At 55.7% G+C, this 16207-nt stretch carries 14 protein-coding genes; 7 read left to right on the plus strand and 7 right to left on the minus strand.

Annotation, left to right across the window (positions count from 1 at the left end; all coding sequences use genetic code 11):
* Positions 1 to 58 precede the first annotated feature (58 nt).
* From murA to fcl, 3 genes are all read right to left on the minus strand, one after another.
* The gene (murA, locus tag FAES_RS05200; protein WP_041258599.1) at positions 59 to 1357 is read right to left on the minus strand and encodes a UDP-N-acetylglucosamine 1-carboxyvinyltransferase; all 1299 of its coding nucleotides are present in this window, start codon (positions 1355 to 1357) and stop codon (positions 59 to 61) included.
* 117 nt (positions 1358 to 1474) lie between these two features.
* Positions 1475 to 2251, minus strand: coding sequence for a DUF4290 domain-containing protein (locus tag FAES_RS05205; protein WP_015330152.1), 777 nt, complete (start codon positions 2249 to 2251; stop codon positions 1475 to 1477).
* 102 nt (positions 2252 to 2353) lie between these two features.
* Positions 2354 to 3295: a GDP-L-fucose synthase gene (gene fcl / locus FAES_RS05210; protein ID WP_041257570.1), complete on the minus strand. Its 942-nt coding sequence runs from the start codon at positions 3293 to 3295 to the stop codon at positions 2354 to 2356.
* 186 nt (positions 3296 to 3481) lie between these two features.
* Here fcl and FAES_RS05215 point away from each other — a divergent pair, with 186 nt between their 5' ends.
* A complete protein-coding gene (locus FAES_RS05215; RefSeq protein WP_015330154.1) occupies positions 3482 to 4507 on the plus strand; it encodes a toxin-antitoxin system YwqK family antitoxin in 1026 nt (341 codons plus the stop codon).
* A 62-nt stretch (positions 4508 to 4569) separates the two neighbouring features.
* Here the strand turns inward: FAES_RS05215 and FAES_RS05220 are convergent, their stop codons facing one another.
* Entirely contained in the window at positions 4570 to 5373 is an 804-nt protein-coding gene (locus FAES_RS05220) for a tetratricopeptide repeat protein (RefSeq protein WP_015330155.1), read from the minus strand.
* Between the two features lie 113 nt (positions 5374 to 5486).
* Positions 5487 to 6923 carry a DEAD/DEAH box helicase gene (locus tag FAES_RS05225; RefSeq protein ID WP_041257571.1) on the minus strand — a complete coding sequence of 479 codons (1437 nt, stop codon included), beginning with the start codon at positions 6921 to 6923 and terminating at the stop codon, positions 5487 to 5489.
* Between the two features lie 236 nt (positions 6924 to 7159).
* Here FAES_RS05225 and FAES_RS05230 point away from each other — a divergent pair, with 236 nt between their 5' ends.
* Both FAES_RS05230 and FAES_RS05235 read left to right on the plus strand, forming a co-directional pair.
* Entirely contained in the window at positions 7160 to 8071 is a 912-nt protein-coding gene (locus tag FAES_RS05230) for a hypothetical protein (RefSeq protein ID WP_015330157.1), read from the plus strand.
* Positions 8072 to 8106: 35 nt separating this feature from the next.
* Positions 8107 to 8976, plus strand: a complete 870-nt coding sequence (locus FAES_RS05235; protein WP_015330158.1) for a geranylgeranylglycerol-phosphate geranylgeranyltransferase — start codon at positions 8107 to 8109, stop codon at positions 8974 to 8976.
* Here the strand turns inward: FAES_RS05235 and FAES_RS05240 are convergent, their stop codons facing one another.
* Entirely contained in the window at positions 8977 to 9423 is a 447-nt protein-coding gene (locus FAES_RS05240) for a MarR family winged helix-turn-helix transcriptional regulator (protein WP_229364427.1), read from the minus strand.
* 211 nt (positions 9424 to 9634) lie between these two features.
* Here FAES_RS05240 and FAES_RS05245 point away from each other — a divergent pair, with 211 nt between their 5' ends.
* The 4 genes from FAES_RS05245 to FAES_RS05260 all read left to right on the plus strand — a co-directional run bounded on the left by FAES_RS05245 (position 9635) and on the right by FAES_RS05260 (position 14240).
* Positions 9635 to 10762, plus strand: coding sequence for an HlyD family secretion protein (locus tag FAES_RS05245; protein ID WP_015330160.1), 1128 nt, complete (start codon positions 9635 to 9637; stop codon positions 10760 to 10762).
* 2 nt (positions 10763 to 10764) lie between these two features.
* Positions 10765 to 12387 (plus strand): DHA2 family efflux MFS transporter permease subunit, encoded by a 1623-nt coding sequence (locus FAES_RS05250; RefSeq protein ID WP_015330161.1) that lies wholly within the window; start codon positions 10765 to 10767, stop codon positions 12385 to 12387.
* Between the two features lie 91 nt (positions 12388 to 12478).
* Entirely contained in the window at positions 12479 to 13783 is a 1305-nt protein-coding gene (locus tag FAES_RS05255; protein ID WP_041257572.1) for a TolC family protein, read from the plus strand.
* 217 nt (positions 13784 to 14000) lie between these two features.
* Complete coding sequence (locus tag FAES_RS05260) at positions 14001 to 14240, plus strand: acyl carrier protein (RefSeq protein WP_015330163.1); 240 nt, start codon at positions 14001 to 14003, stop codon at positions 14238 to 14240.
* 140 nt (positions 14241 to 14380) lie between these two features.
* Here FAES_RS05260 and FAES_RS05265 read toward each other — a convergent pair whose 3' ends face one another.
* Positions 14381 to 16099 carry a GMC family oxidoreductase gene (locus tag FAES_RS05265; RefSeq protein ID WP_015330164.1) on the minus strand — a complete coding sequence of 573 codons (1719 nt, stop codon included), beginning with the start codon at positions 16097 to 16099 and terminating at the stop codon, positions 14381 to 14383.
* Between the last annotated feature and the right edge of the window lie 108 nt (positions 16100 to 16207).

Here is a 16207-nt window from a genome sequence, read left to right on the forward strand (position 1 = left end):
TCGATAAAGAAAAGCGTTGCGTTCTTTGCGACACCTTGGCGTCTTCGCGTTCAAAAACTTATAAGCGCGTGATCTCGGCGCCGATGGCGTTGAGGCGGGTATCGATGTGCTGGTAACCCCGGTCGATTTGCTCGATGTTGTCGATAATGCTCGTGCCGCTCGCCGACAAGGCTGCAATCAGGAGCGACACCCCGGCGCGAATGTCCGGCGACGACATGCGGATGCCCCGTAACTGCTGATGCCGACCCAGCCCAACGACTGTAGCCCGGTGCGGATCGCAAAGGATAATCTGCGCGCCCATCTCGATGAGCTTATCGACGAAGAACAGGCGGCTTTCAAACATTTTCTGGTGGATTAATACCGTGCCGCTCGCCTGAATGGCCGTTACCAGCACAATGCTGAGCAGGTCGGGGGTAAAGCCGGGCCAGGGCGAATCGGCCACGGTCATCATACCACCATCAAGGAACGTCTCGACCTCATACAATTCCTGCGAGGGAATGTGGATATCATCGCCCCGGAATTCCATTTGAATACCCAGCCGCTTGAAAACGTCGGGAATGATGCCCAACTCGGGAATCTGGCAGTTTTTGATCGTGATTTCAGACTGCGTCATGGCGGCCAGGCCGATAAACGAACCGATCTCGATCATGTCGGGCAGCATGGTATGCTCTGTGCCCTGTAGTTCTGAAACACCCTCGATGGTGAGCAGGTTGGAACCCACGCCGGCGATCTTGGCGCCCATGCGGTTGAGCATCTTGCTCAGTTGTTGCAAGTAGGGTTCGCAGGCGGCGTTGTAGATGGTGGTGGTCCCCTCAGCCATAACCGCGGCCATCAGCACGTTGGCCGTACCCGTTACTGACGCTTCGTCGAGCAGCATATAGGCGCCTTTGAGAGCTTCGCCTTCGACGCGGTAAAAGTCGCCGTCGTAATGGAATTTGGCGCCCAGTTTCTCAAAGCCGAGGAAGTGCGTATCGAGCCGACGGCGTCCGATTTTATCACCACCCGGCCGGGGAATGCGCCCCTGCTTGTAGCGCGCCAGCATAGGCCCTAACAACATCACCGATCCGCGCAGGGCGGCCGCTTTGCTTTTGTAGGCAGGCGTGTCGAGGTACTCCAGGTTCACATCGGAAGCCACAAACCGATAAGAGCCTTCTTTGAGTTTGGTCACCCAAACGCCCATATCGCCCAGCAGGTCGATTAGCTGATTGACGTCGCGGATGTTGGGGATATTGTGAATGGTGACCGGCTCTTTGGTCAGCAACACGGCGCACAGGATTTGGAGAGCTTCGTTTTTTGCCCCCTGCGGTACCAGTTCGCCCTGTAGCTTCCGCCCGCCCGTAATTTTGAATGAAGCCATTTTAGAAATGTACAATGAATAATGAACAACGCCTTTCACCGCTTCGGTACAATGGATCCCGTACAGCATACAGCGGAGGCTAGCTCCTTGTACACTGTATAGGATTCACTCATACCTCTACCGGCCTCTGCGCCGGTTGTTGTTATTGGTATTGCCCCGGAAGTTGTTGCGGTTGCTATTGCCGTTGCCGCTCCCTCCGCCGCTCGTGTTATTGCCCCGGAAGTTGCGGTGCCCGCCTGCATTGCGGTTGCGGCCTTGATTCTGCTTGGTCGGGAAGTTATTGTTGGGCTGACGACCATTCCGGCCCAGCCGTTGCGGCTGCTCGTCTTCGCCCTCGCGTGGGTTCGACTCAATGAGGCCTTCCGAACGGATTAGTGAGATATCGGGGGCCAGCATACCCCGCGAAATATCGAGCAGGCTCTGGTAAATGGTTTCGTCTTCTACGTTCTCCTTATTCCAAGTCGTGTAGAAGTTCTTCATGAGCCGAACCAGATACGACACAAACCCGCGGCGCTCTTCGGCGTCGTCGGTGTCGATGGCCCGCTGCACCAGCAGGTTGACGTTCTGCCCGAAGTGTTTGTATTTGAGGTTCCGGTACTTGTAATCGACTTTTTTAGGCTTCTGACCCAGGGCGTCGGGCGCCGGCGGTGGAAACGGGCTGTCGACATCGAGCTGAAAACCCGACATCAGATAGAGGTCATCCCACAGCTTGTTGCTGTAGTCCTGCCCATCTTTCATGGCCGGATGCAGCTGCCGCATCAGTTCGATCAGCACGTAGGCCTGTCGCGTCCGTTTCTCGCGGTCGTCGATGGTGAGCAGGTAGTTCACCATTTTCTGGATGCTGCTACCGTACTCTTTTAAATGGATATTCTCCGAATTGAGGGATGCTGTCATAAATAAACGTTCAACGGGTCATGTCCAAAGTCTAAAGTTGTGTCATGCACGAACGCCTGCCTGGAGGCCATGCCACGTTGAACGTTAGACGTCAAACAGAAATTAGCTCACATACACCTCCTCATTTTTGAGGAAGTCCTGGTAGGTGGCAGCAAGGCCTTCGCGCAGGCCAATGCGGTGCTTGTAGCCCATATCGTGGAGGCGCGACACATCCATCAGCTTCCGGGGTGTGCCGTCAGGTTTATCGGTATTCCAGCGTAGTTCGCCTTCGAAACCAACCGTTTCCTTCACTAATTCGGCCAATTCCTTGATGGTTACTTCGTCGCCCGTACCTACGTTAACGAACTGTTCGCCATCATAATTATTCATCAGATACACGCAGGCCTCGGCGAGGTCATCGGCGTGCATGAATTCACGGAAAGGCGATCCTGTACCCCAAACTTCCACAAACTCCTGGTTGTTTACCTTCGCCTCGTGAAACTTCCGGATCAACGCCGGCAACACGTGTGAACCCTGCAAGTCGTAGTTATCATTGGGCCCGTAGAGGTTCGTGGGCATCGCCGACACGAAATTGGCGCCATACTGGCTCCGGTAGGCTTCACACAGCTTGATCCCCGCGATTTTGGCGATGGCGTAGGGCTCGTTGGTAGGCTCTAGAAAACCGCTCAGCAGGTAATCTTCTTTCAGCGGCTGCGGCGCCATTTTCGGGTAAATGCACGATGAACCCAGAAACAACAGCTTCTTTACGCCATTTTGGTAAGCGCTGTGGATGATGTTGGCTTCGATAATCAGGTTGTCGTAGAGGAATTCGGCCCGGTAAATATTGTTAGCCAGAATGCCACCAACTTTGGCAGCCGCCAGAAAGACATAGTCAGGTTTTTCATCGGCGAAAAACGTTGCCACCGCTTCCTGATTGCGCAGGTCCAGCTCAGATGAGGTGCGGGCTACAATGTTTTGATAACCATGAGCGTTGAGGTAACGGACAATTGCTGAACCGACCATGCCGCGGTGACCAGCTACATAAATTTTTGCGTCTTTTTCCACTGCTGAAGTGAGATAGCCGTATGCCCGTTTTGGCGTGGCCCTTTTTTTGTGAATCCGTTTCTGTATAAATACGTTGCACACCAGATCGGTAGCGCAACGATACAAAACTAACAAACTTCATCGGCCCAACGATTCCCTCCAACTCAGATACCCATTAAACCTGGTTCGTGCGGTCTCTTTAGCTCTATGTTTCGCGTATTTCTTTTACTTAGTGCCTGTTTTTCGGTCACGGCATCCCTGGCCCAAACCACAACGCCTTCTGCCCTGACCACGGCAGGCGGCCCCCCGGTGGCAGTGCCTGCCAAGCAAAAAGGGGGTTTCCTCAAAAAAGTGGCCAAGCAGGCAGGCGTGCCCGCCAGCGTAGTCAGCGATCCGCTCTCGACTACGTCATACGGCTTACCGGGCCTACCCAAAAAAGACTCAACCGGCGGGATGCTCAGTAGCGTGCTGGGCTCCGATGTGGTCGACCTGGGTCTGAAGATTAAATCGTTTACCAAGAAAAAAGACGACAAGCGCGCCAAAAAGAAAGTCTCGAAAACCGATTACGAAGGCCTGGCTATGATCCGGCAGTTTATCAAAATCGGTAGCGGCGATCGGACTGTCGTTGAGGAGTTTCATGTGCTCCGCGAATGGCAGGAACCGAGTAAGTATGTCCGTGAAGTATATGGCTATAACCCTAAAGAAAGCCGGATCAAGGTACTGAACAAGGACCTGGATAACGTGTATTTGCTTCACGGTCCGTACAAGCGTTACCAGAACGGTGATCTGGTGGAAGAAGGCCACTATTATGTCGGGACCAAAGATGGGCGCTGGGAAAAATACGACCCCAAGTTCATGCTCATCGATAAGGTACGTTACCACCGGGGCTTCCCGGCCGAGGCCCACATTACTTACTACGATTCGGCACACACGAAGGTCAAAGAAGTGATGCCCTACGAATACGGTAAGCTAAAGGGAACGTACCTGGCGTTTCATGCCAATGGGCAATTGGCCGAAGAGGGCAAGTACGACAATGGCGTAAAGGTTGGCCGCTGGACGGAATACTACCCCAACGCCACCCGCCGATTCCGCAAGCGTACGACGCAATACAGCCACGACCGTTGGGAGGTGCCATTCGACCCGTACACCCTCACGGAGTGGGACGAAAAGGGCAAAGTCACCTACGAACGCCCGAAAGACAAAGTAGTCGACGAGGAAGAAGAGTCGGAGTAGAAACCTTCCCAAACGGGCAGTTTAAACTGCCCGTTTGGGAAAATAACCCCTTAAGGGACTCCTTACTTGAATAACCCGATTGGATCTGGCTCTTTAGCCAGTAACTCCTGAATGTAGCCCAGATCGATCGAGGCGAGATCGAGCTTGTAGGCTTTGTGCAGATACGCCCAGGCATTGCGATACTCGGCCCGATGGTAACTGATCTGCGACAGGCGGGCAAAGGCTGTGGCGTGCGATGGGTTCAGGAAAATGGCTTTCTGAAGATGATCACGTGCCTCTGTGAGGCTGGTTGTGTCGTGCTTGGCCTGGTAGTATTCCAGTTCGACGGTAGCCAGATCGGTTAGCAGCACGGCGTTGGTATCGGCCAGAGCCGCGCCGCGTTTCAGCATGTTGATGGCATCGGAAAGCTGATTACGCTGGTAACAAACTACGCCTAAGCCCCAGAACGCATCGCCATTTTTGTCGTTAAGCAGATTGGCCAGATTGAACCGGTAAGCGGCCGTATCCAGTTGTGCTTCGCTGACATACTCCCAGCCCCGCGCTGCAAAAAACTGACTCGCCTCTTCGCGCGAGGTGAAGTTCTGATCGCATTCGTTCAGGAATCGGATCTCGTCCTCAATTTGCTGAGCCGACTTCGAGCGTTCGCCAAACAGGGGCAAAATTCGGGCGTCGACCTCACGGACGATGGTGGCTTCCTGCTTAGGCGTAGCAACGGGTTGTGCCAGATGAGCCACCGCCGACTCGGCAACCGGCGGCGTTTTCGTCGCCGAGCCAGCTGGTTTTGTTGCCGAGCGGGGCACTTTCACCATCACCGGGGTACGTGCCTGTGCGTGGGCTAGCGCAGGTAACAGCAGCCAACCCCACATGAGAACCTGCGAGAGGCCCCCAGCGGTTTTGGATGGTCCGTTATGAGGATAAGCCTTGTGATGCATAGCTATCGTAGAACGATAGGACAACCAAGTTAGTACGTAGTTACCGATTATCGTCGGCCCGATCGGGGTTTTTTGCCGCCCCGATTGGCTGAGGCTGAGCGACTTGCTGATTTGGGCCCGCCGCTCGTTGATCGTTTTTTTAATCCGCTGCCAGCCCCACTCGTCGAGCCTGATTTGGCTCTGGTAGCCCCCCCGCGACCAACCACTGGGCGTTTGGTGGCCCGCGCCGCCAATGGGTTCTTTTTTTCGTGAAAAGCTCCCTGAAACGTGGGGTCCTCTTTGCGCCGTTGCTCGTCGATTTCGCGGAGCATATCCTGCTTTTCGTCGAAAGGCGTTTCGGTTTGCTCGACCTCATTTGGAATGGGCCGCCGCGGAATGGTCATCCGAATGATCTTCTCGATTTTGGCCACGTGGTATTCCTCGGCCATTGTCACGAAGGTAATGGCCTCCCCAGTATGGTTGGCCCGGCCCGTGCGCCCGATGCGGTGCACGTAGTCTTCGTAGATCAGCGGTACGTCGAAGTTGATCACGTGCGAGACCTCGGCCACGTCAATACCGCGCGCCGCTACGTCGGTGGCTACCAGCACCCGCACATTCCCTTCTTTGAACGCTTCCATCGAATTGATGCGCGTGTTCTGGCCCTTGTTGGCGTGGATAACGCGCACGTTACCAGCTTCTATCACTTTCCGGGCCAGAAACTTGTAGACGTTTTCGGCGTTGGTTTTGGTGCGGGTAAACACGATCACGCGCTGAAACGATTCCTGCAAAATGAGGTAGTTGAGCAGGTTTATTTTCGTTCGGAAGTTGGGTACGTCGTAGATGACCTGCTCCACCATCTGGGCCGTGGAGGCCTGCGGGGTAACTTCGATGCGGACCGGTGCCTCCAGAAACTCCGACGAAAGGCGCTCAACCTTATCGGGGAAGGTGGCCGAGAAGAGCAGGTTCTGCCGTTTGCGCGGAATGACCTCCAGAATGGCTCGAATCTGTGGCATGAAGCCCATGTCCATCATCTTATCGGCTTCGTCGAGCACCATTACTTTCAGGTCTTTAGTCACGATCTCGCCCAGCCGGTAGAGGTCGTTGAACCGCCCTGGCGTGGCTACGATGATATCTACACCGGCTTGCAGGCGCTCGATCTGGGTTTTGGGGCCTAAGCCGCCGTAAATTGCTACGTGCCGGATGTCGGTATGCACGGCCAACTGCCCGATGGCCTCGTTAATCTGCATCACCAGTTCGCGGGTAGGGGCTAGGATCAGCGCACGCGGTGCCGTTCCCTGCGCGAATTTGATGCGCATCAGCAGCGGTAGCACGTAGGCGGCTGTTTTGCCGGTACCGGTCTGGGCAATCCCCAGCACGTCGTGGTTTCCCAATACAACCGGAATGGCCTTTTGCTGAATGGGCGTGGGTTCGGTATACCCCGCGTCGGCGACCGCGTTGAGCAGCTGCCGATTCAGCGCAAAGTCCTCAAATGAAGTGATTTCCATTTCACAAAGGTACGAAGGCTTGGCCACACCGGGCTTTGCCCGGTGCAAGTAGCTGCTTCGCCGAGGCGAGCGCTTATCGCGTACACAACCATTTGTCTGGAGACGTTGTAGCTTACTCAGCGGAATATCCTGTATAAAGAATAAAACATGAACACGAGTCATTGATTGCTCAATAAGCGCTCGCCTCAACGAAGCAGCTACTTGCACCGGGCAAAGCCCGGTATGACCTTTGCCGAATGCTCACCCCGTTTACGCTGACTCCACTCACACCAACGTTGTTCCTCCACCAGATCGAGTTGGGTACGTATGCGCATTGGCTGGCGCAGGGGCACGACCCGACGTTCTTCTTCCAAAACCTGACTGATCAGATGGCCCGACAGGGACAGCGGGTTGTGCACGTATGGAGCGATGTAGTGAAGCAGAAACCGATCATCGTTGCCTCGCGGTTAGCGGCGCTACGGGGCGAGTCGATTCGGGTGCCGGGGCGACTTACCCAGGTACGTCGGATTGACAAGGCAACGGCGATGGCCTTTCTAGCGGAGCACCATTTGCAGGTGCCGCTGCCGGGCAAAGTGCGGTATGGCCTTTTTCTGCCCGAACGTTATTATCGGGTACTGCCTACCCCGCCCCCGGCTCCTCCCCTTAACGAAGGGGAGGGGGCAAGACTTCCGCTGTCCACAGAGGGTTCTACAGGAATGCTCCCCTCCCCTTCGTTAAGGGGAGGAGCCGGGGGTGGGGGCAACAATGAGCTTCTCCTGGCGGTGGCGACCTTTGCGCAGCCCCGGCAGATGAAGCAGGATACGCAGCCTTATCGTTCGGCAGAGTTGCTACGGTTTGCCAACCGGGTGGGCTTCACGGTGGTGGGCGGGCTGGATAAATTGCTGACAACGTACCTGCGCAACCATCCCGCCGATGACCTGATGACGTATGCCGACCGCGACTGGTCAGACGGAGCCAGTTATCGCAAAGTGGGGTTCGAGGCCATCAGCGATACACCACCGCAACGGTTCTGGGTTCGCCCCGATGAACTCATCCGCTATTCCGACACGACGTTACCCACTGGCGTTGAGGTAACCAATGCCCACTTACTGGGATACCTACCTGTTTTCAACGCTGGGAGTCGTAAGTTTGTGAGACGTGTAGTCTAGCGAATTTTCGTGGCTACCGAGACAACAACGTACTCATGACCCGACCCATACCCTTTTCCGAATTTGTCAAAGGATTTCTGCGGCTGGTACGGGTGCAGAATCTGCTGATTGTGGTCGGGACGCAGTATCTGGCGCGTGTAGCCCTGATCGGCCCGCGAAGCGACTGGCCGCGCATTTTGCTTGAACCTCAGCTATTTATCTTGACACTATCGACCGTCTGCATTGCGGCGGCGGGCTATATCATCAACGATTACTTCGACGTCAAGATCGACATCATCAATAAGCCGGAGCGAGTCGTGATCGGGCGGTACCTCAAACGCCGCTGGGCCATCACGCTGCATCAGGTGCTGAACGTCGTGGGTTGCTTGCTGGGCCTGTTGCTAAGCCGCTGGGTATTTGTGGTCGACGTACTGTCGGTGTCGCTGCTGTGGTTTTACTCGGCCAACCTCAAGCGGCAGCCGTTCATCGGCAACCTCGTTGTGGCCTTCCTGACGGCCCTATCACTTATCGTGCTGGCAGTCTATTACCGGCAACGTGTCGACTTGCTGATGGTCTACGCCTCGTTCTCGTTTATCGTAACGTTGGTGCGTGAGATCATAAAGGATATGGAAGATATTCGGGGTGATGCCCGCTACGGCTGCCGCACGTTGCCGATCATCTGGGGCCTGCGCCGGACTAAGTACCTACTTTATATTATTATCGCGTCGTTTATCATGACGCTTTTCCTGATGGCCGACTCGCTCAACAACCCGCGCCTCGGCTGGATCTTCATGCTGCTGCTGATTCCGGTGGCCTGGCTGGTATACCGCCTCGTCATGGCCGACACCCGGCGCAACTTCGCTTACCTCAGCAACCTGTGTAAGCTCATCATGATGATGGGCGTGCTGAGCATGGTCTGGGCCTGACTAACGGCACCGGCCACCATCTAGCCCGTCGACCAGATCGCGCATGTCGGTAATCAGGCTTTGCAGGCGCTCGGGTCCAATAATGCTGCTGAAGTGGTCATTGGCTTCTTCCATGCATTCTGAAACGGCAAAGAGCAGCGCAAATCCACGTTCACTCAAAAAAATACGGCTGGCGCGGGAGTCCTGCTCGTCGCGTTTGGTAAAGATGTACCCTTCGCGTTCCAGCAGATTGACCACCTTGCTCATCATCTGCTTGGTGACGTCGGCTTTGCGGGCGAGTTCGTTATTGGTAATGCCGTTTTCCTCAATGTTCGCAATCAGACGCAGGTAGCTGAGCTTGAAATCGGCAAAGCCACGCTGGTGCAGGCGGGGTTCCATAAACTCATCCACAAACCGCTTGAAACGCCACGCCAATCGTCCCAGCGAACGGCTGCGAATGTCCCGCATTCGGGCGTAATCAAAGGTTTTGTTGCTCAATTCCATTTTTTACGGCAAGAAAACAAAAAGTTGAAACCAGTTAACTGAAAACTCACTTACAAATATAGTCAACTTGCTTGACTTTTATAGTCAACCTGGTTTACCTTTGGCTCCAAAGCCGGACAGATTGGCTCCGGAATCTGTCGTTTTCGCAGCACTAACAACCAAATTTTAGTAACATATGGAAACTGAATCGTCTACGCTCAAAACCTATCTACCCCGTTTGTTGGGCGTGATCGTGTTGCTAGCTGGCGCATACTGGGGGTTCACAGCGTATCGTCACGGTCAGCAATACGAATCGACAGACAACGCGCAGATTGAAGGCAGCACCGCGCCTGTACTGGCCCGGGTAGCTGGGTACGTGCAGGACGTAAATGTCGATGACTACGCAACCGTTAAACGGGGGCAGCCTTTGCTCACCATCGACCCGCAGGAATATGAGGTAGCCCTACAGCAGGCAGAAGCCGACTACGAATCGACCCTGGCCGACATTCGCACGGCGCAGGCCGATATCCGCAACGCACAGGCTGACCTGGCTACAGCGCAGGCCAATTCGCGCAATACCCAGCAGAGCCTGCGGGTCACGCAGTCGAATGCCGAGGTGCAGGCAGCCCGCCGCAGTAAAGCCCAGACCGACCTGCAACGCGACCAGAACCTGTTCAATGACCAGTCGCTGACGCGCAAGCAACTTGACGATTCGAAGAACAACCTCGACGTGCAGGAACGTACCTATCGGGCCAGCGAAGAGCAGATTGCCTTGGCGCGCTCGCAGCAGGGCGTAGCACAGGCCGGTATCCTGAAAGCACAGGCAGGTATCCAACGTACCCAGGCCAACATTCAGAAAATGCAGGCCATGTTGAAAGTAAAGGCGGCGGCTGTTCAGAACGCCAAACTGCGGCTGGGCTACGCTAAACTGACGGCGCCTATTGACGGAAAAATCGGCAAGAAAACCGCGGTAGTTGGCCAGTATGTGCAACCCGGTCAGACGCTCATGACGATCGTCAACAACAGCACATTCTGGGTAGTGGCCAATTTCAAGGAAACTCAGCTGGAAAACATGCGCGTTGGGCAGGATGTCGAGATCAAACTGGACGCCTACCCGGATCTGGACGTCAAAGGCCGCGTGGCATCGCTGTCTGAGTCGACCGGCGCCAAAACCGCGCTGCTCCCTCCCGATAACGCCTCGGGCAACTTCGTGAAGATCACACAGCGCGTGCCGGTGAAAATCGAGATTCTGAACCCCGACCAACTCAAGGACAAACTACGCGCCGGCCTCAGCGTTGATGCGGCCGTACGGGTAGCCAACTAATCATGGCAGAAACAGCCCTCGCTTCGCCACCCGTTGAGGCTCAGCCAGCCCTGCCTACGGGATTTAAGAAGTGGATCATCGTTATTACGGCTATTACGGCCGCCATCGTTGAGTTGATCGACATATCGATCGTCAACGTGGGGCTGAACGACATCGCGGGGAACCTCGGCGTGACCATCGAAGACGTGTCGTGGGTCGTGACGGCCTATGCCATCGCCAACGTGATCGTGATTCCGATGACCGGCTTTTTGCAACGGTATTTTGGCCGGAAAAACTACTACATCGGCTCCATTGTGCTCTTTGCGCTGGCTTCCTACGGCTGCGGCCTGGCCACCAACCTGCCGATGCTCGTGTTGTTTCGGTTCTTGCAAGGGGTAGGCGGCGGCGCGCTGTTGTCGACTTCGCAGGGGCTCATCTACGACGCCTTTCCGCTATCGCAGCGCCCAACGGCGGCGGCCATTTTCGGGGCGGGCATCGTGCTGGGACCAACCCTAGGCCCCACGCTCGGTGGGTACATCATCGACAATTACCACTGGAGCTGGATGTTCTACATCAACGTACCCATTGGGTTGCTGGCAACGTACCTGAGCTACACGTTCATCGACAAGAAAGCCGACGAACTCAACATCGACCGGGGTAGTATCCGGATCGACACGCTTGGGATTGCGCTGCTGGCTATCGGTGTGGGGAGTCTGCAATATGTGTTGGAACGGGGCGAAGCCGACGACTGGTTCGACAGCCTTGCCATTCGGTACCTAACCGCCGCCACGATCATTACGGTGCCGCTGTTCATCTGGTGGGAGCTGCGCGGCACCAATGAACCCGTGGTCGACCTGCGTGTCCTGAAAAACCGCAACCTGACGCTCGGCGCCATTCTGATCACCATTGTGGGCTATGGGCTGTTTACGTCGGTGCTGCTCTTCCCGCTGTTTGCCCAACGGATTGTGGGACTTACGGCGACGCAGACGGGACTGTTGCTCATTCCCGGTGGCTTCGTGACCCTGCCTATGTTTGCCATTTCGGGCCGGTTGCTGGCTAAAGGCGTATCCCCGCGTAACATCGCTATTGCCGGTTATATCGCTTTCGGTACGTTCTGCTTTATCATGTCGACCTACAACATGGACGCCACCAACAGTTATTTCATCTGGGCGCTCATTATCCGGGGTATCGGGCTGGCGCTGGTCAACGTGCCGTTGATCAACCAGTCGGTGTCGACACTTGAGCCACGCCAACTACCCACGGGTATTGCTATCGTCAACATGATGCGGCAGCTGGGCGGCGCGTTTGGCGTAGCCATCACCAATACCTACGTGACGCAGCGCTCAGCCGTGCACCGGGGCGATCTGGTCAGCCACCTGCAACCGGGCGATCCGCTGCTCACCGACCGCCTCAACGCCATATCGCAAGGGCTGATGTCGCGCGGGATAAATGCCTTTGAAGCCATGTCGGGCGCTTACCGAAACCTCGACCTGATCATCCAAAAGCAGGCGCTGATGTTGTCGTATCTCGATACGTTCCGGCTGGCGGGGCTGTTTTTCGTGGTTTCGTTTCCGCTCCTGTTTCTCCTGAAGTCCAAGAAGATGTCTGCCGAAGCGGCCAAAGCGGCTGCCGATGCGGCTCACTAAAATTTCTGTCACGGTCGTCGATGGTGAGTTAAGGCTCGGGCGTATAACGTTCTCAGACAACTCGCCGCCGACCGCCGAATCATTCCACAACATGCGATTTCCACTACTTTCTATACTGGTCTTGCTCCCCGGTTTGGCGCTGGCGCAGCAATCTACGGCGTTGCCCGATGATCTGCGGGCGTTGGTGCAACAGGCTTCGGCAAACTTTCCGCTCCTGAAACAGCAGGAGCAACAAATCCAGGCGACCGCGCTTCAGGCTGATCTGGCCCGCACGGCCCTGCGCCCGCAGATTGGACTGAACGGATCGTATCAGTACATCGACCCCGTCCCGAAAGCGACGTTACCCGTCAACGGTCGTGATGTGACGTTGCAGTTTCAGCCAAACCACAACGTAAACGCCAACGTCGCCATCTCGCAGTCGCTGTATGATTTTGGGCGAACCAACGCCGCCGTGCAGCGGGCTGGCGATAACCTGCGCATTCAGCAGCGGCAACAGGAACTGACGCGCCATAATCTTACCTATCAGGTGGCGGCGGCCTATTACGGCATTGGTTTCCTGCAACGGAGTATCGTGGTGCAGGACTCGGTTATCCGCACGGCGGGCGATAACGTAAACGTGCTGTCGGCCCGGCTGCGCAACGGCGATGCCTTGCAGTACGACGTCATCACGCAGCAGGTACGTCTGAAGACGGCGCAGAACCGCAAGATCGACCTGCAAAATCAGCTGGATCGGCAGCGGGCGCTGCTAACGTACCTGACGGGTAATGCCGACCCGGCCGTGAGCGCGGCGTCGCAACAGTTTGGCGAGCCCATTCAGCCGTTTGCCTTGGACGGGCAGCTTCAGACGGCGTTAGCCAGTAACAAAGACGTATTGGCGGCGCAGGACCGGGTGAAACTAGCCGAAACGGAGATCCGGATCGACGAGTTGTCGGGGCGGCCCAATTTGGTCTTGCAGGGGGCAACCGGTTTCCGTAACGGCTACGTACCTGACGTAAACACGCCCAAGTTCAATGTGGCGGCGGGAGTGGCGTTTTCAATGCCGATCTACGCGGGGCGGCGCTACCGGCTGCAAAATCAGGTGGCCAAGCTGAACCTGAACGCTAACCGCTATGCCGTGGAAAATGCCAACGCGCAGCTACGCCAGCAACTGACCCAACTCAACGCTGATATTGCCGCCAATCAGACGCGGCTCCAAAACCTGAATACGCAGGTGCTACAAGCTCGCAAGGCGCTCGAACTGGCTCAAACCCGTTTGCGTAATGGCGTCATCACGACGGTGGAGCTCGAAAGCGCCGAAACTGGCATCGAGGAGGCTCAACTGGCTCAATTGGCGTTTCAATACCAATTATTGCTGAATCAGCTAGAACTCAAGCGGTTGCTGGGCGAATCGCTCTGATTATTGTGGGGTACGAGTTAACGAACCGGTGCATTGCCCAGACCGTGCTTAGCCTGTGTTGTAACTCGTACCTCGAAGTGGTGTATCCTTTCCCTAAAAAATCATAAAATTTATCTTTTTGTTAATTCGCAGATGCAACAAAATCAGTTGATTGGGAGTTGAAGACGTAAACACCATCCTCAAAACACAACAATTCGGCTCGAAGACAAGACACGTTATGAAAGAACAAGTTGTTGATATTCTCAAAAATTTTGGCATCCGGGAATCCGAGCTGACCGATACCGTACACTTCACCCGCGACCTTGGCCTCGACAGCCTGGACACGGTCGATCTGATCATGCATCTGGAGCAGACATTTGGCATTCGCATTCCCGACGAAGATTACCCGAAGCTGGTGACGCTCAAGGGCGTGCTAGACTATTTGGAAGACGAGCAACAGGTTGGCGTCGCGGCTTAGTTGCCGTATCGATTGCCCCTGGTTGACGCTGAAGCCCACGACGTATGTCGAGGGCTTTTTCATGTAGATAGCTTTTGGTAAAACCAAAACGCCCCGGCTATCAGATGACAACCGGGGCGTTTTGCTTAAGCAGGCAGGACTTAGAGATTCTGCCGCTTCAGTTCTTTTACGGCGAAATCAGCCGCGCGGGCCGTGAGGGCCATATACGTAAGCGAGGGATTCACGCACGAGGCCGACGTCATAGCAGCACCATCAGTAACAAACACGTTCTTCACCGAGTGTACCTGGTTGTTGGCGTTCAGGACCGACGTTTTGGGGTCGCGGCCCATGCGCGCCGTGCCCATTTCGTGGATACCAATCCCGAGGTGCTTCGATTCGTCGTTGTAGCCACGGACGTTTTTCAGACCGGCTGCTTCGAGCATTTCGACGGCATCGTTCATCATGTCCTTCCGCATTTTCTTCTCGTTCTCGCCGTAAGCGGCATCAAATACGAGCAGCGGCAGTCCCCAACGGTCTTTTTGGTCGGGCGAGAGGGTAAAACGGTTGTCGGGGTTGGGCAACACTTCGCCGAAACCACCGAGGCCCATTGTCCACGGACCAGGGGTAGTGAGGCTTTCTTTGAAGTCAGCACCGAAGCCTTCCATGCCGTTACCCCGGTTCCAGCCGCCACGGCTAGCGCCACCCTGATAGCCAAAGCCACGCAGGTAGTCACGCTTATCGCCGTCCCAGTTCCGGTAGCGCGGTACATAGACACCGTTGGCCCGACGGCCGTAGTAATACTTGTCTTCCATGCCGTCAAAATCACCCGACGCACCTACCGCAAGGTGGTGGTCCATGATGTTGCGACCCAACTGATCCGACTCGTTGCCCATCCCGTTGGGGAACCGGTTCGATTTCGAGTTCATCAGGATCGACGTTGACCCGAAGGCTGACGCATTGAGGAAGATGATCTTGGCAAAGTACTCACGAACCTCTTTGGTGTTCTGGTCGATCACCCGAACGCCCGTGGCCCGGCCTTTCTTCTCGTCGTAAAGCACTTCCGCCACGATCGAGTCGGGGCGAAGCGTGAGCCGACCGGTTTTCATGGCGGCGGGCAGCGTGGCGGCTTGCGTGCTGAAATAAGCACCAAACGGGCAACCGCGCATACACTGGTTCCGGTATTGGCAGGCAGCCCGGCCCAGATCCGTGTGTAGCGCTTTGGGATCGGTGAGGTGCGCCACGCGGCCGATGGTAATGCGTCGTTTGCCGAAAGCTTTCTCGACCCGTGCTTTCACCTCCTTCTCCACGCAGTTGAGTTCCATGGGGGCCAGGAAGTTGCCATCGGGCAGTACGCTCAGGCCGTCTTTGTTGCCGCTGATGCCGGCAAATCCTTCGACGTAGCTATACCAGGGTGCCAGGTCTTTGTACCGGATGGGCCAGTCAACGCCAACGCCTTCTTTGGCGTTAGCCATAAAGTCTTCCTCATTCCAGCGGTAGCTCTGCCGACCCCACATCAACGACCGGCCACCCACGTGATACCCGCGGATCCAGTCCATCGGGCGTTTCTCGATGTAAGGGTTCAGCGAATCGTTTTCGAAGTGATGGCGCCATTCTTCGTTGGCGGTGTAGCCCGTCCGCATGTTGGCCCAATACTCTTCGGCTGCCTGCGTGGTGATGCGCCCACGGTGGGGGAAATCCCAGGGGTTGTTGGTGGCTGTTACGTAGCCTTCAACGTGTTTAATGTCGCGGCCCCGTTCCAGCATCAGCACTTTCAACCCTTTCTGGGTAAGTTCTTTTGCGGCCCAGCCACCTGATATGCCCGATCCGACCACGATTGCATCGTAGGTCATGTCTTTCTGGGCGTCAATGTTGAGATTCATTGTAGAGTAAGTTTTTCAGTTTTCAGTTGGCAGTTTTCAGTTTTGGCCGTGTGGCAGCGGTACGTTGCCGGACAACGACAAACCTCAAACGCGAAACGATAAACTTGT

The sequence above is a fragment of the Fibrella aestuarina BUZ 2 genome, assembly GCF_000331105.1.
Classification (GTDB): domain Bacteria; phylum Bacteroidota; class Bacteroidia; order Cytophagales; family Spirosomataceae; genus Fibrella; species Fibrella aestuarina.